Raw genomic sequence first — 26018 nt, 5'->3', positions numbered from 1 at the left:
CGGTATCTGCAAAGTAATGGATGCGGCAATGATTGGCAAAACCCCTCGTACGGCTGCAAATGCATGCCCACAGGGGACGTGTAGGGGACCCGGTGGCGCCTGAAACGGTGTTCACTACTCCGTCGGGTAGCGCAGACCAATCTGCCGTCGAATGGTGTCGAGCGTCTCCATTATACCGACGGTTTCGTCCGGCGGCAGGATGTCTCCGGCGAGCCTGCCCTCCCTTACCAGCCGCTCGATTTCGTCGGCCTGGTACTGCATGCCGCGCCCGGGGACGTCAAACGAACAGGTCTCCAGCACCTTTTCGTGGCGGTCGATGACCCGGAACGAGGTCGGCATATACCAGGTAGCTGCAAATTCGATGCGCGCCTCAGTGCCGAGAACCACGGCGACATTTAGTCCGCCATTGTCGCTGGTCGAGATCGTCGTCGACATGGCGCCGCCGGCGTGACGGAAGATGGTGGCGACCTCGGCGTCGGCGCCCGTCTGCTTAAAACGGGCCATCGATACAATTTCCTCAGGCTTGCCAAGCACGTCCCAGGCGAAGGAAATCGGATAGATGCCGAGATCGAGCAAGGCGCCGCCACCAAGCTCCAGGGCATTCAGACGATGGGCGGGATCATCAGGCAGGTCGCGGGTGTGGTCGGCGATTACGGAGTAAACCTTGCCAAGTACGCCGGAAGTGAGAATCTCGCGCACGCGAACCATGTGTGGCAGGAAGCGGGTCCACATCGCTTCCAGCACGACGAGTTTGCGGGCCTTCGCGAGATCGACGATTCGGCGGGCCTCGCCGGCATTGATAGTGAAGGGCTTTTCAACCAGTACGTGCTTGCCGGCCTCCAGCGCCATGATCGCGTTTTCGGCATGCATGGGATGCGGGGTGGCAACATAGATCAGGTCGACCTCCGGGTCGTCGCAGAGAGTCCTGTAGCTGCCATGGGCGTTGGGAATACCGAAGGTTTTGGCGAAGCGATCGGCCCCCACCTGGCCGCGCGAGCCGACGGCGGCGACCTTGTGACCAGTGAGTTGCAGATCCTTGACAAAGAGATCTGCAATCCAGCCGGTGCCGAGGATCCCCCAGTTCAATCGCGTCGCCATCGTTCTCCCCTTCCCATCTTTTCGCCACCGTTCCAGCTTGGCGTGGAATGACAAATGCCGAAAACGATCGCTCTACCTTCAGATAGGGCAATCGAAAAGTCATCCATCAATTTGAACACTACACGCTGACCGTCGCCTCCCATCGGCCAGTACAGGCGCAGCAGAGATCACGTGTCGTCGGCCAGTTGTAGCGTCTTGTCCTCCTCTGTTGAGCTCAACGCTTGCGACACTCTCCCCCCAGGCTCGTTATCTTCATCTCGGCATTCTGCTGTAGCGTTTTGCGATTTGACGGAATCGGAAAGAATCGCAAAGACGCGCGAAAACAAGGAGTTAGAGCAATAGGCGTTTGCGTGTAAACGCCCTTTGCTCTAGACGACCCTGTACCGCCGCCGTCTTGCAGAAGAGCCTCGCCGTGATCCCCTGGAATCGCCTTGCTACATCGACGATCCCGGGTGGCGACGGGGAACTGCGCTTGATGCAGCGTGGGGCCGAGTTTTCGATCATGCTGGGTCGGATCGAGTTGATGAACAGCCGTCTCAGCGGCTCCGAGGAGGCGCTGGCGACCATTACGCGCGAGCGGCTTGGCGAGCGCAAGCGCTCGCGCATCCTGATCGGTGGGCTCGGCATGGGTTTTACGCTGCGAGCGGCGCTCGCCTGTTTTCCCGATGATGCCGAGATCACGGTGGCGGAACTTGTGCCGGCTGTGGTGGCCTGGGCAAGGGGCCCGATGGCGTCGATTTTTGGCACCAGTCTCGATGATCCACGCGTGAGCATCGAGATAGCGGATGTCGGCAAGGTGATCCGGTCGGGACGCCGTTTCGATGCCATCCTGCTCGACGTCGATAATGGCCCCGAGGGTCTGACGCGCCAGTCGAACGACCGCCTCTACGAGATCGAGGGCCTGGTGGCGGCGTTGAAGGCATTGGCGCCCAAGGGGGTCCTGGCGGTGTGGTCGCAGGGCGCCGATCCGAAATTCGCCCAACGTCTGCTGAAGTCAGGCTTTGCCGTCGATGAAGTGCGCGTGCGCGCCAACAAAGGTCGCAGTGGCGCGCGGCATACGATCTGGTTAGCGAGCAGCCCTGGGAACTGAGGCTATTTGGGCTTTTCCTCACCGCCTTTTTTGCGGGATCGAATTGCAAAGTTCATTAGCTTTGGGGGCAGGGCATTTTGGGCTCACCAAAGAGAGACATACCCCTCAAGAACGGAGCTTGATGCTTCACGTTAGAATAAGGCTCGACTCCCCGGTCGAAGCGGGGTAACTAAGGCTCAATTTAGAATTATTCCAATTAAAATCTGTGTACGACCATGAAACGCTTCGCTGACTTGAACGAGGCCGAGATTCTCGCGCTCGCCATCTCCAATGAGGAGGAGGATGCGCGCATCTACCTCCAGTTCGCCAACCGCCTGCGGGCGGATTATCCCTCTTCCGCCAAGATCTTCGAGGCGATGGCGGACGAAGAGCACGGCCATCGCCACCGCCTCGCCGAGCTCTACACCTCGAAGTTCGGCGACACCCTGCCCTATGTCACCCGCCAGGACGTGGCGGGTTTCCTGAAACGCAATCCGATCTGGCTGCTCGACAATCTGCGCATCGACGCCGTGCGCGAGCAGGCCGAGACCATGGAGCTGGAAGCGGCGAAATATTACGAGCGGGCGGCCGGGCAGGCCCGCGATGTCGATATCCGCGCCCTCCTGGCTGATCTAGCCGAGGAGGAAAAGCGTCACGAGAATCTTGCGGCCACGCTCGAAGCGGGTGTGCCGCAGGAGGAGAGGCAGAGCGAGGAGGAGACGGCCCGCAAGCTCTTCGTGCTGCAGATCGTGCAGCCGGCCTTGGCCGGGCTGATCGATGGCTCGATCTCCACCCTCGCCCCGATTTTCGCCGCCGCCTTCGCCACCCAGCATTCCTGGGACGCCTTCCTGGTGGGCCTCGCCGCCTCGATCGGCGCCGGCATCAGCATGGGCCTGACGGAAGCGCTCTCCGACGACGGCGAGATCACCGGTCGCGGCCTGCCCTGGGTACGCGGCGCCGCCTGCGGCGTCATGACGGCCGTCGGCGGGCTCGGGCATACGCTGCCCTATCTCATCCCGGACTTCTGGGTGGCGACAGGCGTCGCGGGCTGCGTCGTGGTGGTGGAACTCATCGCCATCTCCTGGATCCGCACGCGCTTCATGGCGACTCCCTTCACCTCGGCCATCGTCCAGGTGGTGCTAGGCGGCCTGCTCGTGCTGTTCACCGGCATCCTGATCGGCAGCCAGTGAAGGCCGTCATCCCGCTCGCGTTGCGGCATGCAATGCCGCGGTGCAGATGCGGGACCGTCCGTTGATTTTCCTGTCCACGATCCCGCATCTGCGCGGCAATGCTGCGCATTGCGGCGCGTGGGGGATGACCACCTTGTCCTTTGTACGCCACGCCGATACGCTCGGCCCTTCCCCCGAACCGGACCGTCCGAGATGCCCGATATCACCGTCTACCGCCGCGAGCTTGCGGCCGCCTTCCGCCTTGCCGCCAAGTTCGATTACAACGAGGGCATCTGCAACCATTTCTCGGTGCAGGTACCCGGCGAGGAGGAGCGCTATCTTTTCAACCCCTACGGCATCCACTGGTCGGAGCTGCGCCCGGGCGACCTGCTGCTCGTGGACGGCAAGGGCGAGATTCTCGAAGGCGAGGGCGAGCTCGAGGCGACGGCGCGCAACATCCATATCGCCGGCCACCGCGCCAATCCCCGACATCTCTGCCTGCTGCACACCCATATGCCCTGGGCCACCAGCCTGACCATGGTGGAAGGCGGCCGGCTCGAGATGGCCCATCAGACCGCCGCACGCTTCTACGGCCGCACCGCCTACAACGATGAATTCGGCGGCTTCGCCTCCGGCTCCGAGGAGGGCGAGCGCATCGCTTCCACCGCCAAGTCGGACCAAAAGGCCGACATCGTCTTCCTCGCCCATCACGGCGTGATCGTCGGCGGCCCCTCGGTCGCCACCGCCTTCGACGACCTCTATTTCCTCGACCGCGCCTGCCGCCAGCAGGTGCTGGCGATGTCGACCGGCAAGCCGCTGAAGCTGATCCCCCAGCAGGTGGTGGAAAGCACCGCCCGTGAATGGATGAATGTACTCGACCACCAGGCCAAGCTCCACTTCGACGCCTTGATGCGGATTAACAACCTGTGACGCTGCGCTGGGTCAGGATTCGCGAGGACGAGACGGCGGAACTGTGGAAGCTCGACAAGCCGAACGCGGATGGAAGGGGGGTGACGACCTTCTACCGCGGACGCCGCTTCGAGAAGAAGGGCGGCGAGCGGGTAAAGCTCGACGAGGAGGCGAAGTTCACGCAGCTTGGCGAGGCTCTGGCGTGGTTCGAGCGGAGCAGAGGCGCCTGAGCCGCCGCCTCACGCGGCCTGACAGTTCGGTCTATCGGCGCCGGCCGGGGCGGGTCTTCACGGGCGCATGCTCGCCTGGATCGCGACTGCCGTCTTGACCGACGCGGCGATGAAGCATTTGGCATGCGCTTCCTCATGCAGGGCCTGCTGGTCCGTCGCACTCGGCGCCTTGCCCTTGGCAAATTGCACGCGGGGCCGCAGGGTAACCTTCGTCATGGCGATGCGACCTTCCTCGTTCCGACTCATCACTCCCTCCGCCGTGTCGTCGTAGCTGTCGACGCAATAGCCTTTCGAGGCCGCCACGGAGAGGAACCACAGCATGTGGCAGCTCGACAGCGAAGCGACGAAGGCCTCTTCGGGATCGACGGCGTCGCTGGCCGACATCGGCTCTGGCACGACCGCGGGCGAGGATGACGCTCGGACCAGGACGCCGCCATCGAAACTCCACAGATGCGCGCGGCTATAGCGATTCCCAGCGAAGTCCTGCCCGTTGCGACTCCAGCTGATAGTGGCCGTGTAGTTCGACATTGCAGCCTCCTCTGTTTCATCCGGCAATCAGAATGACGGAATTTGCCGCGGAATGCTTCGGCGCGCACCGAAGCATCAGGTGATGCGCCGCGGTAGAATTGCGTCGCAATCAGGAGGAGAGGTCGATGTTCGATATTCACGTAAGGCTGAACGACAAACCAGGTGAACTCGGCCGCTTCGGCGAGGCGATGGGTGCCGCAGGCATCAGTATCGAAGGTGGCGGCGTCTTCACGACGGGGCGCGATGGGCAAGCCCATTTCCTTGTCGAGAACGGCGAGGAGGCAAGGCGCGCCGCCCAGGCGGCTGGTCTCGACGTGGTCGCCATTCGTGAAGTCCTGGTCCGGAGGCTGAAGCAGGACGAACCGGGCCAGTTGGGCGCGATCGGCAAGCAACTGGGCGAGGCTGGCATCAATATTGTCACCATGTATAGCGATCACGCCAACCGCCTCATCCTCGTCACCGACGACCCGAACCACGCCAGGGCGGTTACGGAAGAATGGGCGACCGGATTGCGATAGGAGTATCCCGATCCGTTTGATTGAAGCTCCGCGGGATCAGGTCGGTGTCGGACGCCGGCGTTATTCCAGCTGTGCAGGGTGGAGCCCAACGCTTGCGCCGGCCCGATGGAAGCTGATAGGCCGGGCCATGTTCGCCTCCTCGCAGCGCATCGCGGTCCTCATCGCCACCGTCCTCGCATCCTCGCTCGGCTTCATCGACGGCTCGGTGCTGCCGGTGGCGATCCCGGCCATTCGTTCCAGCCTCGGGGCGGGCTTCGGCGAGGCGCAGTGGATTGTCAATGCCTATATGCTGCTGCTGTCGTCGCTGATCCTGGTGGGCGGCGCGGCCGGAGACAGATTCGGGCAACGCGAGACTTTTGCGGGCGGGATCGCGGCCTTCTGCCTGGCTTCGATCGGCTGCGCGCTCGCCGCTTCGCCGAGCCAATTGATCGCTTTGCGGGCGATCCAGGGGGCTGGGGCGGCCTTCATGATACCGGGCAGCCTGGCCCTCATCGCCCGCACATATGAGTCGAAGGAGCGTGGGCGGGCGATCGGCATCTGGTCGATGGCCTCGGGCATCGCTTCGGCCTTCGGGCCGATCATTGGCGGCTTTCTCATCGAGACCGGTGGGCCGGAGGCATGGCGCTGGATCTTCTGGCTCAACCTGCCGATCGGGCTCATCGCGCTCGCCCTGCTGTTCGCGCATACGCCGCGCCTCGCCGCCAAGCAGGACGGTGGCCTCGATCTCGTCGGCGCGCTGCTGGTCACTATCGGCCTCGGCGCCCTGGCGCTGGGGCTGACCTATGCCAGCGACGCGCAGCCGGGGGTCCTGCGCATCGCCCTCGCCTTCCTTGCCGGCGCCGCGGCGCTGATGCTGTTCTGGATCTGGGAAGGGCAGACGAAGGCGCCGATGCTGCCGCGCTTCCTGTTCACACTGCCGGTGTTCAACGGCGCGAACCTCCTCACCTTCTTCCTCTATTTCTCGCTCGCCGGCGCGCTGTTCTTCCTGCCGACCACGCTGATCGAGGCACTCAGGCTGCCGGAAGCCTTTGCCGGGTCGGTGTTCCTGCCCTTCACCGTCACCATGTCGGTCATGGGCGCCTATGCCGGCAGGCTCACCGACCGGATCGGCCCGCGCCTTCCCCTGACGCTGGGCGCCGGCATCACCGGCCTCTCCTTCCTCGGCCTGGGCCTCGCTGCCATCCTGCAGGCCTTCTGGCTCGGCATCCTGCCGGCCATGGCGGTGATGGGTATCGGCATGGGGCTGGTGGTCTCCCCGCTCACCACCACGGTGATGACGGCGACTGAAGACGCCCTCGCCGGCACCGCCTCCGGCGTCAACAACGGCGTTGCCCGCATCGCGGGGCTGTTCGCGGTGGCGTGCCTCGGTGTCGTGGCCTCCCTCGCCTATCGCCTCTGCATCGATCCGGCCTTGGTGCCGGGCGGCTATGGCGAACCGATGGTCCCGATGGATCCGGCGGCACTGGTCATGCGCACATCCGCGCTGATCACGGCCTTCCTCTCGGTCGCGCTTTCAGCCGCCCTGCTGAGCTTCCTCAGTGCCTATATCGGCTGGCGCATGCTGCCCACCAAAGCAAAGCGCAGTTAGGCCTGAACGCGGTGAGGGGCGGGTCTTCAGACCCGGCTCCTTGGTGGCGGGCGCGGTCAAGAGCCGGGTCTGAAGACCCGCCCCCCGAATGCGCCGCTTCCGGCACGTGCGGTAATTCCTAAAGGTCAACAAAGAAAAGACCGCTGAGGTTACCCCCAGCGGCCTGACTTTCCGGTGCTCCGAAGAGCAAATTCTTAGCGGGCGGCGCCGCGAGCGATCTCTTCAATCCGGCCGCGGAAAATACCAAGGTCCGAAAGCTCACGATCATCGAGAGCCGAGAGAGCCTGCAGGGTGCGGCGATAGTTACGATAAGCAGTGAGACGCGAAGTGATCGCAGAGATGAAGCCGAAGAGAACCATGACTTTTACTTTCCAAGTTCGATTGATTTGTTGGGAAGGCTTATACCCCGAATCCGCACCGAACGGTAAAAAATCGCACGCATAAGTGCGTATGCCGGCTATGCGGCGCCTGCATGGATTTCGTGCACGTCGCTTAATAAAAGAGCAACAATCCGCCCCAATTGAGTGCAGGCACCATGGTTAACAACCCTGGGTTTAATGAAAAGCGCCCTGCGCGTAGCATTCCGGCGAATTCGGACGCCCTCTTGCGCTTCAACACAAGTCAGCCACAATTGGACAGTCCCATCGTCACGGAACTGTTACGTAATGGCAGCCTAAAAAGGGGAACGCGGAGTTGGCAAGCGCAAACACGGATATCCTGGCCATCGATATCGGCGGCACAGGCCTCAAGGCGGCGATTATTGACGCTAACGGCAAGATGAAGGGCGACCGCGTGCGCGTGCCCACCCCGCATCCCTGCCCACCTACCCTGTTGGTCGACACGCTGGCGCAGCTCGTCGCGCCCCTGCCCGCCTATGGCCGTGTCTCCGTCGGCTTTCCCGGCGTGGTCCGCCACGGCAAGATCCTCACCGCCCCCCATCTCAGCCCCGAAGGCTGGGACAATTTCCCGCTCGGCGCCAAGCTCTCGGCCAAGCTCGGCAAGCCGGTGCGCGTGATCAACGATGCCGAGGTGCAGGGCCTCGGCCTGATCAAGGGCAAGGGCATCGAGCTCGCCCTTACCCTCGGCACCGGTGCCGGCACGGCGGTGTTCCGCGATGGCGAGCTGATGCCTCACATGGAGCTGGCGCATCACCCGATCACCAAGAACAAGACCTATGACGACTATATCGGCGAGGCCGCGCGCGCGAAGATCGGCAGCAAGCGCTGGAACAAGCGGGTCAAATATATCACCGAGGTGCTCTTCACCCTCTTCCACTTCGATCATCTCTATCTCGGCGGCGGCAACACCAAGCATCTCAAGGTGGAGTTTCCCAAGAACATCACCGTCGGCTCCAATGACGCCGGCCTCGATGGCGGCGCCGCGCTGTGGCGGCTGAAGAACTATTGGTCAACCGAGGAAGCCCCGCCGGCTCCCGCCAAGGGAGCCAAGGCATGAGCCCCGGTGATGTGCCGCCCGGCGCTCCGGGCCTGCAACCGCGCTGGACCTCCGCGGCCAAGAGCGGCATCGGCACCGCCGGCTCCCCCGCCAGCCGGGTGTGGTTCGCCCTCAGCCACGGCATTCTCAACGAGGTCTATTATCCGCGCATCGATCGTGCCTGCACGCGCGATTGCGGCTTCCTCGTCACCGCGCCGGACTATTTCTCCGAGGAGAAGCGCGACGCCGTCTCCGACATCCGCATGGAGCAGGACGGCGTGCCGGTCTTCAAGCTGGTGAACACCGCCAGCGATGGACGCTATCGCATCTCCAAGACCATCCTTGCCGATCCCTTCCACGAGAGCGTGCTGCAGGATATCCACTTCGAGGCCCTGATCGGCGAGCTCGCCGACTACAAACTCCACGTCCTGCTGGCACCCCACATCTTCAACCAGGGTGCCCACAACAATGCCTGGGTTGACGACTACAAGGGCTATGGACTGCTGTTCGCCAGCGGCACCAACAATGTCTCCCTCGCCCTCGCCGCCTCGGTGCCGTGGAGCGCTCGCTCGACCGGCTTCGTCGGCACCTCGGATGGCTGGCAGACGCTGCATCGCGGCCAGGGGCTGGTTACCGACTGGCAGCGGGCCAGCGACGGCAATGTCGCCCTCACCGGCACGCTCGACCTCTCGGACAGCGATGGCCATGCCCTGGTGACGCTCGGCTTCGGCCTTGGGCCCGAAGAGGCCGCGCTCAACGCCATCGCCAGCCTGCAGCAGGGCATCGAGGCTGCTCGCAGCCGCAGCCGCGAAATCTGGCAGGGCTGGCAGGGCAGCCTCCAGGCGCTCGATAGCCAGAGCCTCGGCAAGACCACCAGCTACCGCACCTCCACGGCCATGCTCGCCGCCCATCGCACCGGCGCCTTCACCGGTGGGGCCATCGCCAGCCTGTCGACGCCCTGGGGCTTCAACATGGGCGACAACAATCTCGGCGGCTATCACCTCGTCTGGCCGCGCGATCTCGTCGAGACGGCCGGCGGCTTCCTGGCAGCCGGCAGCCCGGCGGACGCCCGCGGCATCCTCGATTATCTCGCCGCCATCCAGGAGGAAGACGGGCACTGGTCACAGAACAACTGGATCGATGGCCATCCCTATTGGGATGGCATCCAGATGGACGAGACCGCCTTCCCGATCCTGCTCTACGACATGCTCAAGCGCGAAGGCAGCATCAGCGAGGCCGACCGCACCCGCTTCCAGCCCATGCTGGAGAAGGCGGCGAGCTTCGTGCTGCGCAACGGCCCCGTCACCGACGAGGACCGCTGGGAAGAGGACGCCGGCTATTCGCCCTTCACGCTCGCGGTGGAGATCGCCGCCCTTCTTGCCGCAGCTGACGCGATGGACGCAGCTCACAAGCCGGCGGCCGCGGCCTTCCTGCGAGAGACCGCCGACGGCTGGCATAGCGAGATCGACGACTGGACCTTCGCCACCGGCACGGACCTTGCCGCCAAGCTCGGCATCGAGGGCTATTATGTCCGCATCGGCCCCGGGGACGTCGAGGACAGCGCTGGCCTCAGCGAAAATGTGCCGATCAAGAACCGTTCGGCGCAGGAGGCCGTGCTCAGCGCCAAGATGCTGCTGAGCCCCGATGCACTGGCGCTGGTGCGCTTCGGCCTGCGCGAGGCCAATGATCCGCGCATGGTTGCCACCGTGAAGGCGATCGACGATCTCCTCAAGCTCGATCTGCCCAACGGGCCCTATTGGTACCGCTACAACAATGACGGCTATGGCGAGCATGAGGATGGCTCGGCCTTCGACGGCACCGGCGTCGGCCGGCTCTGGCCGCTGCTGACGGGAGAGCGCGCCCATTACGAGATCGCCGCCGGCCGCCAGGAGGAAGCCCGGCGCCTGCTGAAGGCCCTGGAACTTTCGGCCGGCCCCGGCGGCATGCTGCCCGAGCAGATCTGGGACAGCCCGGACCAGCCGGAGGACGAGCTCTTCTTCGGCAAGCCCTCAGGCAGCGCCATGCCGCTGGTCTGGGCTCATGGCGAACACATCAAGCTCTTGCGCTCGCTGCGTGACGGCAAGGTGTTCGACACCCCGCCCCAGACGGTGGAGCGTTATTGCAGGCAGAAGGTCACGAGCAACAAACGCTTCTGGCGCCTCAATCACCAGCGCAAGACGATCGCGCCGGGCGAGGTGCTGCGGGTGGAGTTCATGGACCTCTCTTCCGTCCGCTGGAGCTTCGACAAGTGGGCCAGCCATGACGAGAACCACACCAGCGATCCGGGGCTCGCGCTGCATTACCTCGACTTGCCGACGGCGAACCTGCATGCCGGCGCTGAAATCCACTTCCGGGTGACCGAGATCGGCGAGCCCTGGCCGGATACGGATTTCGTGGTGACGGTGAGGGGATAGGGGCGACGCGCTCCAAGGGAGACGCACTCGGGGGCGGGTCTTCAGACCCGGCTCTTGGCTGTGCCCGCCCCACAAGGAGCCGGGTCTGAAGACCCGCCCCCCGAGTGCGCCCGCTTCCACCTCAGAATTTCACGTCCTAAGCCGGCTCCAGCAGGCCGAAGACCGCCACCAGGGCCAGCACGCTCCCACCCAGCAGGATCTCGACGACAGTGCCGCGCGCAATATTCCTCAGCGCGGCCTCTCCATTTCCGCCGATGCGCGGCGTGAAGACATAGCGGTTGACCAGAGCGGTCGCCGCCATCAGGCCGACCAGCGCGATCTTGGTGGCGAGCAGAAGCTGGTAGAGCGAGCTCCAGTCGAGCGGCCATTGCCCGAGGATCAGCCAGACATTGACGATGCCGGTGACGAGCACGACCGCCACTGCGCCATGGCCGACGCGGGAGAAGCGCTTGAGCGCATCCATCGCCTCCGCTCGAGAGGCACGGTCCCGCAGGGCCGTGAGGGTGACGAGCAGCGGCGGCAAAGACCCCAGCCAAAGGCTCGCGGCGAGGACATGGATCATATGGTTCGCCATGTGGAACCAGCCGATCAGGCCTTCCTGCATGACGGCATGGCCCATGAGGGCGAGGCTGGCGAGCAGCAGCGTGGCAATCGCGAAGGGGCCGGAAGGCCCCGCCAGTCGAAAACAGAGCCAGATCAGCAGCAGTCCGGCCAAGGCGATGCGTGCGACCCAGACCAGCCCGATATTGGGGATGGCAAGGAGAACCGTCAGCGTCGAGCTGTCGACCGCGCCGCTCCAGTCCCCGTCGATCGTCGCGGCCAGAAGAGGCAGCGATGCCGCAATCGAAAGGACGGCCAGAATGGCGGCAGGCAGGATCGGCCGCCGGAACCTTTCCATGACCAGGCCTCCGAGACTGCCCCGCGCAAAGATCACCGGGAAAGCGAAGGCGCCGAACAAGAAGACGAGGGGGGCGTAGAGCCCCAGCCTCGCTGCGGCGGACGCCCAGTCGAGGCCGGTCACGGCTTGACCGTGAAGGTGTAGGCGCCATGCGTGGCATGGGTGTCCTTGGCCACGGCGTGCCATTCGACCGTGTAGGCGCCGGGCCCTAGCGGGCCGGTCAGGGGCACCGTCATCACCTTATCGTCCGTCGGCGAGAGAGCCGGCGTCCCCGTGCTCACGGCCGCGCCGCCCGGGCCGGTGACCTTGACGCCGCTCAGCTTGAGCTCCAGCCCTTCGGAGAAGTCGAGCGTCAGGCTGGCGGGCGCCGCCTGGACTGTGCCGTTGGCGGCCGGCACGGTTGCCTGGAGACGAGCATGGGCGAGTGCGCTGCTCGCAAGGGCCACGCTGAACAGGGCGCCGAGGGGGATTGCTTTTGAAGACTTCATCGCGACTCTCCTCGTACGACTATGAAGCGATCAGATCGCCGCGTCGATCTGCCGGCGGGCATCGTCCGCCAGCGGATGCAGGAGGGCTGGTGGCGCCGGGCCGACCAGGCCATAGCCGAGCCCGTCCTTCGACCAGGCGATGCCGCCGGTGCCGTCGAGGTCGTGCTCGGTCATCGCCGCGTTCTTGTCGACCTCCATCGGCCGCACCAGCATGGCAAGGCGCGTACCGCGGTCGTCGTCATAGAAGAACAGCGCGGCCGGGCCATGCGCCGTCGCCACCAGGCGCCCACCCATGAAGCGATAGCCGGACGTGCTGAGATCCGGCACGGCGATGGGCCGCTGCAGGCGATTGGAGACCCATTTGACCAGTTCGTCGCGGGCATCGGCCTTGAGCTCCACCGGTCGCACATGGTCGGCGCCATAAACGGCATAATTGTCGGCCGCCTCGCGCGCCAGGGCGGCGATGCCCCCGCTCTCGCGCACCGGCACACCATGCAGGAACCAGCCCGAGGCGCCGCCGGCGAGCAGCAGCACAAGGCCCGCGGCCATCGCCCGCCAGTCGGCGAACCAGGGTCGCCTGCTCTCCGCCTGCCCGGCCGCGACGATGCGATCGAGGTCGAGCCGCGGCGGCACCTTCTCTTCGGCGATGGGCCGGAGCACCTGCCGCAATTCGCCGCGCTGGGCGAGATAGTCGGCGATACGCTCGGCCTCTTGGGGGTGGCCGACGAGATAATCCTCGACACGAGCATGGGCAGCCTCGTCGAGCACGCCGTCGATAAAGGCCTGGAATTCGTCTTCCGTCGGACGTTCGCTGTTCATTTCGGCCTCCGGAAGGCGGAAGCGTCGAGCCGGACGACATTGCCGCCATTCATCGCTTCACGCAGTTTCTCGCGGGCGCGCGCCAGCCGCGACATTACCGTTCCGAGGGGGATATCGAGCACGCGCGCCGCTTCCGCGTAGCTGAGTTCCTCCACGGAGACCAGCAGGAGCACGCTGCGCTGCTCCTCCGGCAAGGTGGCGAGCGCCTTGATGATATCGCGCTGCAAGAGGGGGGATTCCTGTGTGGGCTGGTGTGCCAGTGCGGCCTCGTCAGCCGTCTCCAGGCTATCGTGACGGCCGCGGCGCGCCGCCTGCCGCATCTGGTTGACGGCAAGATTGTGCAGGATGGAGAACAGCCAGGTGCGTGCATCGCCATCCTGCCGACGCTGCGACCAGTGGCTGATCGCTCGTTCGAGGCAGTCCTGCACCAGGTCATCGGCGGCTACGGGGTCGCGCACGAGTGCGCGCGCGTAGCGGCGCAAGGCCGGGATCTGCGGCTCGACCAGACGCTTCATGTCATGAAGGGGCGCATCCCGATCGAGCCGCATCGTCTCAGTCCGCCTGGATCTGGACCGGTTTGCCGGTCTTGCCATCTTCGCCCGCCAGGATCACCAGATAGCGCCTGTCGGACGTGCTGTCCCCCTGCACGATCTGGCGGATCGGCCCCACGGCATTGACGATAGCAGCCCCGGCCGGATTGGTCATGAAGCTTGCCAGCGGTTCGATGTCGCCGCTGCCATCGGCCTTGCCGGCAAGAGCCAGCACATAGGGCTGTTTCGGCTCGAGCCCGGTGACGGAGGCCTGCAACACCTGGGCAAGACCCTGGTCGAACAGCGAGACGCTGGTCGGCGAAGCCGCGCCGCCCTTCGCCGCCTTGAGCTGGAGATGGGCGGTCTGCCCGGCAAGGCCGAGCGGTTGCAGGTTCTGCGTTCCCTCACCCTCGGGCACGGCATTGGGCACATAGTTCACTGCCTGTGGCGCCTGGCCGATCGGGATGGTGGCGATCACCTTGTTGGTGGCGGTGTCGATGGCGGTGAGCGCATCGGCATTCTCCAGCCCGACATAGACGCGCGTGCCGTCTCCCGAGGGCCAGACGCCATGCGGCAGCTTGCCGACCGGAATGGTCCCCACCAGGCTGAAATCGGTGGTGTTGAACACCTTCACCTCGTTGAGGCCGCCGATCGAGACATAGGCGAAGCTGCCCTTGGGCGTGCGCACGAGGTTGACATGGTTGGTGATCGGGCCGGTGTCGATCGACTTCAACACGTTGAAGGGCGGCCTGGCGTTGAACACCATGGTCTTGCCGACATCCTTGAGCGTGAACCAGACCTGCTCGCCATCGGCCGATGCGGCGATGTTCGGGCAGAAGGGGCTGTCCTGCTTCACCTTGCCGACGATCTGGCGGTCGGCCACGGACACGACATCGGTCTCCGGATTGAAGGAGGAGCAGACATAGCCATATTTGCCGTCCGGCGAGAAGATCGTCATGCCGGGACCGGCCGGCAGCTTGATGCGAGCCTTCTCCTCATAGGTCTGGGCGTCGATCACAGAGACATAATCCTCCCCGCGCACGGTGACCCAGATTTCTTTGCCATCCGGCGTGAAGAAGGCCTCATGCGGGGCGCGGCCCACATAGGTGGTGTGCTTGACCGCGTTGGTGGCGGTGTCGATGAAGGTCACCGAATTGGAGCCGATGGAGACCACGGCGAGCGTGCGGTGGTCGGGCGAGAAGCCCATGCCGTGCACCAGCACCTGGCCGCGATAGAGCGGGCTGAAATTGCCGGGCTGCGGATCGCCGAGACGGATGACGCCGAGCAGCCGGTTGTCGACCGGATCGGTCACCGACACCGTGTTGGAGAACTGTTCGGCCGCATAGACGCGGTCGCGATGGCTTACCGGACTATCGGGCGAGGAGGCCGCGCCCGGCACCTGGCCGGCAAGGGCGGGCTGCAGTCCACCAAGGGCAGTAGCGGCCAGAAAGGCCAAGATAAACAATGGCTTTTTCAAGTGAGTCTCCTGTTACGGCTGATTGGGCGTGGCTTGGTCGGGGGACGGCTGGGAGGGCGGCAGCGGCGCATTGATCGCCAGTTGCATCGCCGCGATCTCCTGCTGCTGCTCGACGATGATCTCCTGGGCGATGCGGCGCAGTTGCTCGTTGGAGCCGTAGCGAAGCTCGGCCTGAGCCATCTCGATGGCGCCCTGATGATGCGGTTCCATCATCGCCACGAAATCGCGATCGACATCGCCGGTCGGCTTGGCGGCCATGCCGGCCATCATCCGGGCCATGGCGGCATCATTGGCATCGAGAAAGGGCCTCTCGTCCGTGCCGGCCTGAAGGGCGGAAGCAAGGGACAGAAGGAGAGCACCGGCGAGGCCGGCCGCGGCAGGGTGGCGGAGCCGGGGGCGAGGGGGCAAGGAATGGGTCATTGAATCTCCCGAGCGAAAGGCATCGTCAGGGAGATAGACAAGGCAGGGGCGGCTTTATTCCGGACGGCTTTGAACTTTTTTCAGTGCGTCAAGCCGACACGAATCCGCACGCGGAAACGAGGGCCCGCTAGGGCATACGCTCACTTTGTACAAAAGGGCGCGGCCAATCCTTCCCCGACTGCGGGGAAGGTGGCATTGCGAAGCAATGACGGAAGGGGGAGCGTGGCGCGACATCACTAATTTCGGATAGGTATGCGCCACTCTACCCCTTCCGGCCCGCTGCGCCGGTCCACCTTCCCCGAAACCGGGGAAGGATGAGTCGCGCCACTTCCTCTTAGGGTTAGCGATTGTGGGCACCGCAAGATGGTTCCGCAGCCACGGCCTCAAGCAGCCGAAGCCCTCTTGCCCTCGCTGTCGAGCGCGGCGAAATCGGCGTCGGAGAGGGTGACGTTCGCGGCGGCGACGTTCTCTTCCAGATGCGCGACCTTGGAGGTGCCGGGGATGGGCAGCATCACCGGGCTGCGCTTCAGCACCCAGGCGAGCGCCACCTGGCTCGGCGCGACGCCCTGCGCCTTGGCGAGACGGTCGAGCAGCGAGCCAGGCTTGGCGAGATCGCCGGCCGCCAGCGGATACCAGGGAATGAAGCCGATGCCATGCTTCTCGCAGTAGTCCAGCACGTCCTCGCTGCCGCGGTCGACGAGGTTGTAGCGGTTCTGCACGCTCACCACCGTGAAGATCTTGGCGGCGGCCTGGATCTCGGCCACCGAGACCTCGCTAAGGCCGGCATGGCGGATCAGCCCCTCGTCCAGCAGCTCCTTCACCGCACCGAACTGCTCGTCGCGCGGCACCTTGGGATCGATGCGGTGCAGCTGCCACAGATCGATCCGCTCGACGCCGAGCTTCCTCAGGCTCTTCTTGGCCCCGGCCTTGAGATGGTCGGGCCGACCATTCGGCGTCCAGATATTGGGGCCGGAGCGCGTCAGGCCGGCCTTGGTGGCGATGACCAGGCCCTTATAGGGATGCAGCGCCTCGTGGATAAGCTCCTCCGACACGTCCGGGCCGTAGGAATTGGCCGTGTCGATGAAATTGACACCGAGTTCCGGCAAGCGCTTCAGCGTGCGAATGGCCTCCGCGTGATCCGCCGGCGGGCCCCAGACACCCGAACCCGTAATGCGCATGGCGCCGAAGCCGAGGCGATGGACGGGAAGATCACCGCCGATCTTGAAGCTGCCGGACTTTCCGGCATCCAAATCTGACATGGCATTGCTCCTTGTTGTGCGGGGCCAAGCAGGCTCGGCCCGACCGGACGAACTTATGCATGGCGGGCGGGATCGGAAAGGTGGGACGCCGGCGAGATTTTTGAAGCGGAACGGAGTAATGACGGCAAGAACGGCCGGGCGAGATGAGGCATTCGAGAATGAAGCACGCCTTCAAAGTCCCCTCGCCCCGTTCTTATGGGGAGAGGGGACTTCGAAGGCGTTCCTCATCTTTAGTCGCCTCATCTCGCGCAACCCAAGACACTCTGCCGCGCAACAATCCGAAAAATATGTCAGTATTATTGACATATTTTTCGGACGGGCGCATGGTGTCTGCAACAAGCCTTCAGGAGGATACGGCCTTGGACTGGGAAGCGATCTTCGCCACGCGCTCGGGGCGGATGCGGGCGTCGGAAATCCGCGAATTGCTCAAGCTCCTGGAGCAGCCCGACATCATTTCCTTCGCCGGCGGCATTCCCGATCCCGCTCTTTTCCCGAAGGAGGCGTTCCGCGAGGCCTATGCCAGCGTGCTGGCCGATGGCAGCGCCGGTGCCGCCCTGCAATATTCCACCAGCGAGGGCTTCCCGGCCCTGCGCGACTGGGTGATGGGGCAGATGACGGCGCTTGGCGTCGCTTGCAGGCCCGACAACATCCTGATCACCTCGGGATCGCAGCAGGCGCTCGACTATCTCGGCAAGCTCCTGCTTTCGCCCGGCGATACCGCCCTCGTCACCTGGCCGACCTATCTGGGCGCGCTGCAGGCCTTCAACGCCTATGAGCCGCGCTATGACCAGCTGACACCGATGCATGGCAACCGCACGCCGGCCGCCTACCGGGAGGCCGCCGAGAAGGCGGGGGGCCAGGTGAAGTTCGCCTATCTCACGCCTGATTTCGCCAATCCCACCGGCGAGACGCTCGACAAGGCGGCGCGCGAGCGCGTGCTCGACCTCGCCGAAGAGCTCGACATCGTGGTGATCGAGGACACGGCCTATCAGTCGCTGCGCTATGACGGTACCGCTGTGCCCTCGATGCTGGCGCTGGACGTCGTCAGGCATGGCGACATCGACGCCACGCGCACCATCTCCTGCGGCAGCTTCTCCAAGACTCTGTCGCCGGGCCTGCGCATGGGCTGGATCTGCGCCGCCGCCCCGGTGATCCGCAAGCTCGTGCTGATGAAGCAGGCCTCCGACCTGCACAGCCCCACCATCAACCAGATGGCGATGCACCACGTCGCCGAGCACGCCTTCCCGGACCAGGTCGAGAAGATCCGCGGCGCCTATCGCCACCGCCGCGACCGCATGCTCGCCGCCCTCGGGCGCCATATGCCTGATGGCGTGAGCTGGACGCGGCCGGAGGGTGGCATGTTCATCTGGGTCACCCTGCCCGAACGGCTCGACGGGGCCGAACTGCTGGCCAGGGCGATCGAGACGGCGCGCATCGCCTTCGTGCCCGGCCGTGCTTTCCATGCTGACGGCACTGGCGCGAACACCATCCGTCTCAGCTTCTCGCTGGCCGGCGACGAGGCGATCGACCAGGGCATCGAGCGGCTGGGGAAGGTCATCCGGGAATCGCTCTGAACCCATCGCCGGAGCGATCCCGATAGCGGCAGAGCCGGCCAAACTCGTCCATTCCAGGAGCAGGCTCGGCGGGGCAGCGTCAGGCCAGCCAAAGAGCAGAGGGCCGTCCCCGGTCTGTTGTCTTCAGAAAAGCACGTGGAGTCGAGCCCTGACTCAAGATCTCCTCAGTTTCTCATATGAGTGCCCAACTATCACCACACCAAAATGCCATACTTATATGGTGCCTTTACGTCACTCTGTTCGAGGGATGGCGAGACACGTCGTGACTTCCAACTTAAACTGCCGCCAGCTTCGGCTGGCGGACTTTGTCAATCCCGGCATTGGTCCGAATTATTGGTGCTGGCTCGACAAGAGAAGGAGAGTTGGCCATGCCCCTTCGTCTCACCATCCTTGTTCTCTTGCTGGCGGCCGCGCCGATCGGGAGTGCCGCGGCCGCGGTCTTCCTCGACCAGCCCAGCGACGCGGAGGCGACTGCCGCCTATCGGGCCATCCCGGCGGTTGCGCAAGGCAATGCCCAATCGCAGCATGAAACCGCTACGATCAAATCCTGCAAGGCCGCCACCGGCGCGCCCGGCGTGATCTGCTCGACCAGCGTGAAGAAGACGCCGACCGCCTCGGCTGAGGTTGTGACCATCCATTTCGCCCGCGGCCCGGATAGCGCCTGGGTGGCGACCCTGGAGCAGAGAGCGCCCTGACGGCACGGGCTTTCGGTCAATTGGCGCTGTTGGCGAGCCGGGTGGATGCCTCGGGCACGCCCGCGACGCCTGGCTCGATCGCCACCCAGACATTGGGATTCTCCTGGGATTGGCGCGAATAGAACTCGTAGCCGGTCGCGTCCCAGGAGCGAATATTGCCAACCATATTGTCGAGGATGAAATCGCCGCGATCCGTCTTCACGGTGAGGATGGCATGCCCCTCCCCGTTCAGGTCGCGGACGATCGTCATGAGCAGGGCCTGGCGCGGAAACCCCTCTTCCATCAACAGTCTGCGTTTCTCGAGCGCGTAGATCTTGCAGTCGCCCATGCCGTCCACGGGATAGTCCCAGTGATCGACCGTGGTTCCCCAATGGTCGAGATTGCTGATCGGCACGATGGCGGCATTCACCTCGCGGTTGATGCGGTCAAGGATCTGCCAGGTGTGGAGGCTCAGCTTGACGTCGACTGCCGGCAGCGGCGGTACCTTGCATTCCTCGGGCCGGCGTCCGCAAAAATCCACCCAGCCATGGGGAATGCGCGTCGGGCCGCCGATGATCGCATAGGTCGCCGGAGGGATGGTCACGCCGGTCGCCTGGGTGTGGGGCGATGCTCCGGCGCTGCCGGCAATCGCCGTGCAGAAAGACAGAACCCAAGCGGAGAGACTGAACCAGCGCCACATTATCGTTGCCACCGTATTGCCGCCCGCCGCGGGCAATTAGGGACAAGGGAAGGGGCTGGATCAATGCAATCCTTAAGGAAGGGTTAATGTGACATCGGACGAAGCCCGGAAGCTCCGTTCGACGTGACGCACCAAATCGCGCGGTGGGCTCAACCTCGGACAAGACCAACACGCAGACGCACAGCGGCTTCCGGCCCGATCCATGGATCAGGCCGAATCTTTACCATGCCGCGAGATCTTAGTTCGGAATGGCGGCCTTCGTATCCGGCGGGAAGTAGGCGCTCTTCTGCGTGCCCTCGAGCAGCTTGATCGCCGCCTGGAGCTGGGTGTCGTCCTTCTCGTCGGCCGGCACATAGGCCGAGGAGCCGCCCTCCTCCGACTTGTCGTCGCCCGGATTGGCGAGATGGCCCTTGAGGCCGGCCTCGCCATGGGTCTCGTCCTCGCCCTTGAGGTCGGCCGGGACGTTCTCGGTCACCACGATCTCCGGCTCGATGCCCTTGGCCTGGATCGAGCGGCCCGACGGCGTGTAGTAGCGCGCCGTGGTCAGGCGCAGGGCGCCATCGCCCTGCAGCGGGATGATGGTCTGCACCGAGCCCTTGCCGAAGGAGCGCGTGCCGAGGATGGTGGCGCGGCGATGATCCTGCAGGGCGCCCGCGACGATTTCCGAAGCCGAGGCCGAGCCGCCATTGACCAGCACGATCAGCGGCTTGCCGCCGGTCAGGTCGGTTCCGCTGGCGGTGAAGCGCTGCACGTCGTCGGGATTGCGCCCGCGGGTGGTGACGACCTCGCCGCGGCCGAGGAAGGCGCCGGACACCGCGATCGCCTGGTCGAGCAGGCCGCCTGGATCATCGCGCAGGTCGATGACATAGCCCTTGAGCTTGTCCTTGCCGATGTCCTTGTTCAGCTTGTCCAGGCTCTTCTTCAGACCCTCAAAGGTCTGTTCGGTGAACTGGCTGATGCGGATATAGCCGATATCGTCGCCGAGCTTGCGCGAATTCACCGAGGCGACCTTGACGATATCGCGTATCAGCTTGACGTCGAAGGGATCGGTCTTGCCGGGGCGCTGGATCTTCAAGGTGACGGGCGTGTGGATCGGCCCGCGCAGCTTGGCGACCGCCTGCTCCAGCGTCATGCCCTGGATCGAGACGCCATCGACGGCGATGATGCTGTCGCCGGCCAGGACGCCGGCCTTGGCGGCTGGCGAATCATCGATCGGAGAGACAATCTTGATCACGCCGTTCTCAGCCGAGACTTCGGCGCCGATGCCGCCGAACTGGCCGGAGGTCTGCTCCTGCATGTCCTGGAAGCTCTTGGCGTCCATGTAGTTCGAATGCGGGTCGAGCGAGGTGAGCATGCCATCGAGTGCCGCCGCCACCAGCTTGCTGTCGTCGGGCTTTTCGACGTAGTCGTCGCGCACATGCTCGAACACATCGCCGAACAGGTTGAGTTGCTTGTAGGCGTCCGAATCGGCCGCACGCGCATGCCCGACCAGAAGCAGTTGCGGATGCGTCACCGCAACGGTGGCCATCGCGCCCAGGGCGGCGCCGCAAAGAAGAATGGAAAGCTTGTTCATTGTTCGGGGACCCATCGTGCCTACGGCGACTATATAAAGCACACCCAGCTCGACGCGATCCCAGCCTCGGACGTTCGGGGTATACCACCCTCTATGAATAGAGATTGATTTTGGTGTTTTCTAGGTCAATAAGGCTGCCTAATCCAAAAGGTGTTGAGCATTTTTGAGCCGATGGCACGAAAGTGATCGCCCGCGCTCCGCTGCCCCGGTGGTCGCGGCTTGGTGGCCATATCCCAGCACTCCATCATCCGGGCAAGCCCCGGCGGACAAGACGGACAGACTACATCCCACTCACGCGGTTCTGATCGATACGACGCCGCCGATTCTGGCACCGTGCCATCCGCCAGGAAGCGTTCACAAGGGAGAGGCGCGCATGCGCCGGGAAATTTCTTGACGATCCCCAAGCGCCAGCTTCTTTCGCCTCCGCTGTTTTCTCACCGCAATTCCCAAACGCTCTCGTTCCCACGCCCTTTCCGGCTGGGTTGATGAGGAGACCGGGCGATGGCGGCTGCGGAGCAGCCGTGAAAGCAGGATCATGGAAGATGCTGGCCGCACTGTCGGTGCAGGCCGCCATCGCCCTGTTCCGGTTGCCTGGCACGCTGACAAGGCGTGCAAGGCCACCTGTTTTTTCCGCCTTATGAAGGCGGAGGCGAGCCGGGAGCGGATGGCACGGACCATCCGAACCTGAGCCAGCCGGCTCGGTCAAGGGGCTCAGCGCTGCAGTCCTGGCCGGACAGTGGCATGAGCCGTCTTCACCGCATCGGCGGGAGATGGGACGAAGGCGTTGCCGGGCTCAAGCCCTTCACGCTCCGTCCAGGGACCGCGTGGCACTTCCATGGGGTGCCGATCCCTCTGTCCCGCTCGTCACCCCCTGAAGGCCGCTTCGAGAGAAGCAGGACCGCCGCATGCGCCTACCACCTGGATAGGCTGTCGGGGTGGATGGAAGCGTTCGGGGTCGGGTTGTACCTACGCCGGCCGCTGACGCCTCATTCCGTTAGGGAATAAAACATGGGAGCGAACGAAAGTCAACACCAGTTCTGCGTTTGTCCAACGTGATCGGCTGAATGTCCTTATGGTCATGTTCGCGTCACCCTCGATCCCGACGGGTCAAGCCCGGTGATGACAAAAAGTCGAGGTTCCCGCGATTTTTCGTTCAGGCAGCCTCAGATCGACTTCACCTCGCCGCCATCCATGCGCAGCGTCGAACCCGTCATCCAGCGGGCGCCCGGCGAGACCAGGAAGGCCATAAGCTCGGCGATTTCCTCCGGCTCGCCATAGCGGGCAATGCCGGCTTCCTTCGGGAAGTTGGCGGTCGCCTCCTCCACCGTCATGGCGTGCAGCGGCGCCCAGTGCTGGAGATAGGAGCGGCGGCGGCCCGTCATCACCGGGCCGGGCAGGACACTGTTGACCTGTACGCCGTCGGCGATGCCGCGATCGGAAAAGGCCTTCGCCAGCGCCACGATGGCGGCGTTGATCGTGCCAACGGCGGCATAGGGCGCCTTCGGGAACAAAGCGGAGTTGCCCGACATCAGCACCACCGATCCCCGCGCCGCCTTCAGGGCCGGCCAGGCGGCGATGGTGAGCCGCCGGGCGCCGTGCAGCTTTAGGGCGAGGCCGTTCTCCCACTGTTCGTCGGTCATCTCGAAGAGGTCGATCTGCGGCACGGCGCCGGCAATGTTGAGCAGCGCATCGATGCGGCCAAAGGCCTGCAGCGTCTGATCGACCACGGCCTGCGCCACCGAAGGCAGGGCGAGATCGCCGTCGAGGACGAGCGTCCTGGCGCCGGCCGCCTCCACCGCCTTTGCCGTCTCCTCGAGATTGGCGCGGCTGCGCGCCACCAGGACAAGCGCCGAAAAGTCCCGGGCGAGGCGGACGGCCGTGGCCTGGCCGATGCCCTGGCTGGCGCCGGTGACGATTGCAACTGAGTTGGACATCCGAAGTCTCCGTGATTTGAGGGCGTTGCGAACTCAGGGAGCGAAGAAATCACGGATGGCGGTGGCGATTTCCGCGGCGTGGGTTTCCAGTGCGAAATGCCCGGTATCGAAAAAGCGCACGACGGCATCCGGGATATCGCGCTTGAAGGCTTCGGCACCCGGCGGCAGGAAGAACGGATCGTTCCGGCCCCACACCGCCAGGAAGCGCGGCTTGTGCTCGCGGAAATAGCGCTGGAAGGCGGGATAGAGCGCGACATTGCTGCGGTAGTCGCCGAAGAGATCGAGCTGAACCTCCTCCACTCCTGGGCGAGCCATGTAGAAATTGTCGAGCGAATAGCCGTCGGGGGAAACCGCGCTCGGGTCGGATACGCCGTGGGTATATTGCCAGGCGCTCGCCTCGGGCTTGAGAAAAGCGCGCAGCGCCTCGCGATTGGCGGGGGAAGCGTCCTGCCAATAGGCCCGGATCGGGTTCCAGCCCTCGCTCAGCCCCTCCTCATAGGCGTTGCCGTTCTGCGAGATGATCGCTGTGATGCGCTCGGGATGTTTCACCGCCAGGCGAAAGCCCGTCGGCGCGCCATAGTCGAAGACGTAGACGGCATAGCGATCGAAGCCCACCACCTCGGTGAAACGATCGATGGCTTCGGCAATCCGCTCGAAGCTGTGGCCGCGGCCCGGCAGGTCGGATCGGCCGAAGCCCGGCAGATCGGGCGCGACGATGTGGAAGCGGTCGGCTAGCAGCGGGATGAGGTCGCGGAACATGTGGCTGGAGGTCGGGAAGCCGTGCAGCAGCAGGAGCTTGGGAGCGCCCTTCGTTCCCGCTTCCCGGTAGAAGATGTTGAAGCCGTCAACGTCGGCGGTGCGGTAGCTGAGGGTCGTCATGATAGTGTCTCCTTTTGGGTTTATGTAACTGTTTTAAATGATTTTAACAGGTTACTAATGTAGCTCACAATTCGCCCACGCCGGTCATGAGTTGCACCGGACGAAGGGCTACCTTGCGTGCCTGATGAAGGCCTCTGGCCGCAGATAAAGAGCGAGAGCGCAGCAGATCAGGAAGAAGCCCAGCAGGGGCAAGGCCGTTCCGTCGTCATTCGCCGCTTTTGCATCGGCCCCACTCCTCTTCTGTATCCCGAGAGAACCGGTATCAGTCCGCCGCCACCGCGCTGGCTGCCTCGCGAATGATGTCGACGACCACGGCGGGAGCCGTCACCAGCGGGGCGTGATCGACCGGATGGGCGTTGATATGGGCCTTCATCCGCCCGGCCATGAAGCGCTGGGTCTCCTCGACGATCATGCGATCCTGCTCGGCGATCAGGAACCAGGCCGGCCGGTCCTTCCAGAGCGGCCTGTCGACGGCAACCGTGATGCAGGCCGGCGAGATCGGCCGCTGCACCGCCGCCAACAGAACCTGCTCCTCCTTTGACGCATTCTGGGCAAAAGCCGCAGAGAAGGCGTCATCCGGCAGATAGATCAGCCCATGGCTGTCGGGGGCGAGCTTCGGCGCCTGCGGATGCGGCTCGGTGCGATAGAAGACGTCGGCGACCGTCTCGCCCTCCTCGGGAGCCAGCGCTGCGACATAGACGAGCGCCCTCACCTTCTCGCTGCGCGTCGCTGCGATGACGGCGCCGGCATAGGCGTGGCCGACGAGCACCACCGGCCCCGTGACGCGCTCCAGCGTGCGGTCGAGCGCCGCCACATCGTCGGCGAAGGAGGTCAGCGGCAAGGGGGCCGCCGTCACCTTCAGGCCATCGGCCGCCAATGGCACGATGACCTTGGCCCAGCTCGATCCATCAGCCCAGGCGCCATGAACCAGGACAATGCTCAATTCGGTTGCGGGCATCTCTGCTGTCCTCTCGGGTAATTTAGTAACCACTCTAAATGTCTCAATATGGTTACTAACGAGAGGCGTAACTTGTCAAGAGGCTCCGAAGAGGTTATTTACAGTGTCAGGTTTGGAGGGCGGCCGAATCCGTGAGACGGAGGGGCCGGAAGAGGAGTTGTGATGGCGCATCGTGCCCCTGCGATTTTCGTCGCTGACGCGCTCGGCCTGGATTTCCTGAATTCAATCGCAACGCCAGTCGATACCACCATCGAGTGGCTCGATGATGGCGAGGGTTTGTTGAACTGGCTGGAGCAGGCGAAGCTGGTGCCATCGGCTGCGCTCGACGCCATCCGGGCGCAGGCTCTGCCGGGCGAGCTCGACAGAGTTGCCGATCAGGCGCGGAATCTGCGCGAGTGGTTCAGGGGTTTCGTGGGCGAGCACAAGGGCCGGCCGCTGCCGGCCGAAAGTCTCGCCGAACTCGAGCCGCTGAACCGCCTCCTGGAGCGGGACGAGGCCTTCAGCCGGATTGCCCTTCGCAACGCAACCGGCACCACCGGCTTCGAGCTACGATCCCTGCGCAAATGGCGCACGCCCGAGACCCTGCTGCAGCCGATCGGCGAGGCCCTGGCGCGCTTCGTCTGCACGGAGGATTTCACCCATGTGAAAGCCTGCGAAGGCCCGGCCTGCACATTGCTGTTCGCCGACCACACCCGCGGCCACGCCAGGCGCTGGTGCAGCATGGCGATCTGCGGCAACCGAGCCAAACAGGCCGCCCACCGCCAGCGCCTCAAGGCGCAGCAGCACTGAGCGGCCGGGCCACGGCGCTCCCCAATAGCCGGCTAAGCGGCGATCCCGCGACCTGCATGATACAAGGCCAGCGAATCTCACGGCTTCGA

General features: G+C 64.5%; 27 protein-coding genes. 11 read left to right on the top strand and 16 right to left on the bottom strand.

Annotation, left to right across the window (positions count from 1 at the left end; translation table 11 throughout):
• Nucleotides 1-114: 114 nt before the first annotated feature.
• Entirely contained in the window at nt 115-1152 is a 1038-nt protein-coding gene (locus tag QQL24_RS08235) for a Gfo/Idh/MocA family protein (RefSeq protein WP_284311488.1), read from the bottom strand.
• Between the two features lie 358 nt (nt 1153-1510).
• Here QQL24_RS08235 and QQL24_RS08230 point away from each other — a divergent pair, with 358 nt between their 5' ends.
• The 4 genes from QQL24_RS08230 to QQL24_RS08215 all read left to right on the top strand — a co-directional run bounded on the left by QQL24_RS08230 (nt 1511) and on the right by QQL24_RS08215 (nt 4475).
• Nucleotides 1511-2188, top strand: a complete 678-nt coding sequence (locus QQL24_RS08230) for a spermidine synthase (protein WP_284311487.1) — start codon at nt 1511-1513, stop codon at nt 2186-2188.
• Between the two features lie 215 nt (nt 2189-2403).
• Nucleotides 2404-3357 carry an iron exporter MbfA gene (mbfA, locus tag QQL24_RS08225; RefSeq protein ID WP_284311486.1) on the top strand — a complete coding sequence of 318 codons (954 nt, stop codon included), beginning with the start codon at nt 2404-2406 and terminating at the stop codon, nt 3355-3357.
• A 192-nt stretch (nt 3358-3549) separates the two neighbouring features.
• Complete coding sequence (locus QQL24_RS08220) at nt 3550-4266, top strand: aldolase (RefSeq protein WP_284311485.1); 717 nt, start codon at nt 3550-3552, stop codon at nt 4264-4266.
• On the top strand, nt 4263-4475 hold the full coding sequence (locus QQL24_RS08215; RefSeq protein WP_284311484.1) for a hypothetical protein: 213 nt from the start codon (nt 4263-4265) through the stop codon (nt 4473-4475). The genes QQL24_RS08220 and QQL24_RS08215 overlap by 4 nt, the downstream gene beginning before the upstream one ends.
• 57 nt (nt 4476-4532) lie before the next feature.
• On the opposite strand, the gene QQL24_RS08210 is transcribed toward QQL24_RS08215, so the two are convergent.
• The gene (locus QQL24_RS08210) at nt 4533-5003 is read right to left on the bottom strand and encodes an OsmC family protein (protein WP_284311483.1); all 471 of its coding nucleotides are present in this window, start codon (nt 5001-5003) and stop codon (nt 4533-4535) included.
• 125 nt (nt 5004-5128) lie between these two features.
• Between QQL24_RS08210 and QQL24_RS08205 the strand changes: the two genes are divergently transcribed.
• The gene (locus QQL24_RS08205) at nt 5129-5521 is read left to right on the top strand and encodes an amino acid-binding ACT domain-containing protein (RefSeq protein WP_284311482.1); all 393 of its coding nucleotides are present in this window, start codon (nt 5129-5131) and stop codon (nt 5519-5521) included.
• Nucleotides 5522-5648: 127 nt separating this feature from the next.
• Nucleotides 5649-7109 (top strand): MFS transporter, encoded by a 1461-nt coding sequence (locus QQL24_RS08200; RefSeq protein ID WP_284311481.1) that lies wholly within the window; start codon nt 5649-5651, stop codon nt 7107-7109.
• A gap of 194 nt (nt 7110-7303) precedes the next feature.
• Here the strand turns inward: QQL24_RS08200 and QQL24_RS08195 are convergent, their stop codons facing one another.
• Entirely contained in the window at nt 7304-7468 is a 165-nt protein-coding gene (locus QQL24_RS08195) for a DUF1127 domain-containing protein (RefSeq protein WP_284311480.1), read from the bottom strand.
• Nucleotides 7469-7802: 334 nt separating this feature from the next.
• On the opposite strand from QQL24_RS08195, the gene QQL24_RS08190 reads away from it, so the two are divergent.
• Both QQL24_RS08190 and QQL24_RS08185 read left to right on the top strand, forming a co-directional pair.
• On the top strand, nt 7803-8564 hold the full coding sequence (locus QQL24_RS08190; RefSeq protein ID WP_284311479.1) for an ROK family protein: 762 nt from the start codon (nt 7803-7805) through the stop codon (nt 8562-8564).
• Nucleotides 8561-10957, top strand: a complete 2397-nt coding sequence (locus QQL24_RS08185) for a glucan 1,4-alpha-glucosidase (protein WP_284311478.1) — start codon at nt 8561-8563, stop codon at nt 10955-10957. Before QQL24_RS08190 ends, QQL24_RS08185 begins: the two co-directional genes overlap by 4 nt.
• 136 nt (nt 10958-11093) lie before the next feature.
• Here the strand turns inward: QQL24_RS08185 and copD are convergent, their stop codons facing one another.
• From copD to QQL24_RS08150, 7 genes are all read right to left on the bottom strand, one after another.
• Nucleotides 11094-11978, bottom strand: coding sequence for a copper homeostasis membrane protein CopD (copD, locus tag QQL24_RS08180; RefSeq protein ID WP_284311477.1), 885 nt, complete (start codon nt 11976-11978; stop codon nt 11094-11096).
• Nucleotides 11975-12343 carry a copper homeostasis periplasmic binding protein CopC gene (gene copC / locus QQL24_RS08175; RefSeq protein WP_284311476.1) on the bottom strand — a complete coding sequence of 123 codons (369 nt, stop codon included), beginning with the start codon at nt 12341-12343 and terminating at the stop codon, nt 11975-11977. The genes copD and copC overlap by 4 nt, the downstream gene beginning before the upstream one ends.
• A gap of 30 nt (nt 12344-12373) precedes the next feature.
• Nucleotides 12374-13162, bottom strand: a complete 789-nt coding sequence (locus QQL24_RS08170) for an anti-sigma factor family protein (RefSeq protein ID WP_284311474.1) — start codon at nt 13160-13162, stop codon at nt 12374-12376.
• Entirely contained in the window at nt 13159-13710 is a 552-nt protein-coding gene (locus QQL24_RS08165) for a sigma-70 family RNA polymerase sigma factor (protein WP_284311473.1), read from the bottom strand. The genes QQL24_RS08170 and QQL24_RS08165 overlap by 4 nt, the downstream gene beginning before the upstream one ends.
• 4 nt (nt 13711-13714) lie before the next feature.
• Nucleotides 13715-15157, bottom strand: a complete 1443-nt coding sequence (locus tag QQL24_RS08160; RefSeq protein ID WP_284311526.1) for a YncE family protein — start codon at nt 15155-15157, stop codon at nt 13715-13717.
• Between the two features lie 24 nt (nt 15158-15181).
• The gene (locus QQL24_RS08155) at nt 15182-15589 is read right to left on the bottom strand and encodes a DUF305 domain-containing protein (RefSeq protein WP_284311472.1); all 408 of its coding nucleotides are present in this window, start codon (nt 15587-15589) and stop codon (nt 15182-15184) included.
• Nucleotides 15590-15972: 383 nt separating this feature from the next.
• Nucleotides 15973-16848, bottom strand: coding sequence for an aldo/keto reductase (locus QQL24_RS08150; RefSeq protein ID WP_284311471.1), 876 nt, complete (start codon nt 16846-16848; stop codon nt 15973-15975).
• A gap of 323 nt (nt 16849-17171) precedes the next feature.
• Here QQL24_RS08150 and QQL24_RS08145 point away from each other — a divergent pair, with 323 nt between their 5' ends.
• Nucleotides 17172-18422: an aminotransferase-like domain-containing protein gene (locus QQL24_RS08145; RefSeq protein ID WP_284311470.1), complete on the top strand. Its 1251-nt coding sequence runs from the start codon at nt 17172-17174 to the stop codon at nt 18420-18422.
• A 368-nt stretch (nt 18423-18790) separates the two neighbouring features.
• A complete protein-coding gene (locus QQL24_RS08140; RefSeq protein ID WP_284311469.1) occupies nt 18791-19117 on the top strand; it encodes a hypothetical protein in 327 nt (108 codons plus the stop codon).
• A 16-nt stretch (nt 19118-19133) separates the two neighbouring features.
• Here QQL24_RS08140 and QQL24_RS08135 read toward each other — a convergent pair whose 3' ends face one another.
• From QQL24_RS08135 to QQL24_RS08110, 6 genes are all read right to left on the bottom strand, one after another.
• Nucleotides 19134-19700 (bottom strand): transglutaminase-like cysteine peptidase, encoded by a 567-nt coding sequence (locus QQL24_RS08135; protein WP_348536439.1) that lies wholly within the window; start codon nt 19698-19700, stop codon nt 19134-19136.
• 334 nt (nt 19701-20034) lie between these two features.
• A complete protein-coding gene (locus QQL24_RS08130; protein WP_284311468.1) occupies nt 20035-21369 on the bottom strand; it encodes a S41 family peptidase in 1335 nt (444 codons plus the stop codon).
• A gap of 711 nt (nt 21370-22080) precedes the next feature.
• Nucleotides 22081-22206, bottom strand: a complete 126-nt coding sequence (locus QQL24_RS08125) for a hypothetical protein (RefSeq protein WP_284311467.1) — start codon at nt 22204-22206, stop codon at nt 22081-22083.
• 326 nt (nt 22207-22532) lie between these two features.
• Nucleotides 22533-23303, bottom strand: a complete 771-nt coding sequence (locus QQL24_RS08120) for an SDR family oxidoreductase (protein ID WP_284311466.1) — start codon at nt 23301-23303, stop codon at nt 22533-22535.
• A 33-nt stretch (nt 23304-23336) separates the two neighbouring features.
• Complete coding sequence (locus QQL24_RS08115; RefSeq protein ID WP_284311465.1) at nt 23337-24182, bottom strand: alpha/beta fold hydrolase; 846 nt, start codon at nt 24180-24182, stop codon at nt 23337-23339.
• Nucleotides 24183-24444: 262 nt separating this feature from the next.
• On the bottom strand, nt 24445-25140 hold the full coding sequence (locus tag QQL24_RS08110; RefSeq protein WP_284311464.1) for an alpha/beta fold hydrolase: 696 nt from the start codon (nt 25138-25140) through the stop codon (nt 24445-24447).
• Nucleotides 25141-25302: 162 nt separating this feature from the next.
• Between QQL24_RS08110 and QQL24_RS08105 the strand changes: the two genes are divergently transcribed.
• Nucleotides 25303-25929: a CGNR zinc finger domain-containing protein gene (locus QQL24_RS08105; RefSeq protein ID WP_284311462.1), complete on the top strand. Its 627-nt coding sequence runs from the start codon at nt 25303-25305 to the stop codon at nt 25927-25929.
• Nucleotides 25930-26018: the final 89 nt, after the last annotated feature.

It is taken from the genome of Labrys miyagiensis (assembly GCF_030160835.1).
GTDB lineage: Bacteria > Pseudomonadota > Alphaproteobacteria > Rhizobiales > Labraceae > Labrys > Labrys miyagiensis.
This window is presented reverse-complemented; position numbering and strand designations above follow the sequence as displayed.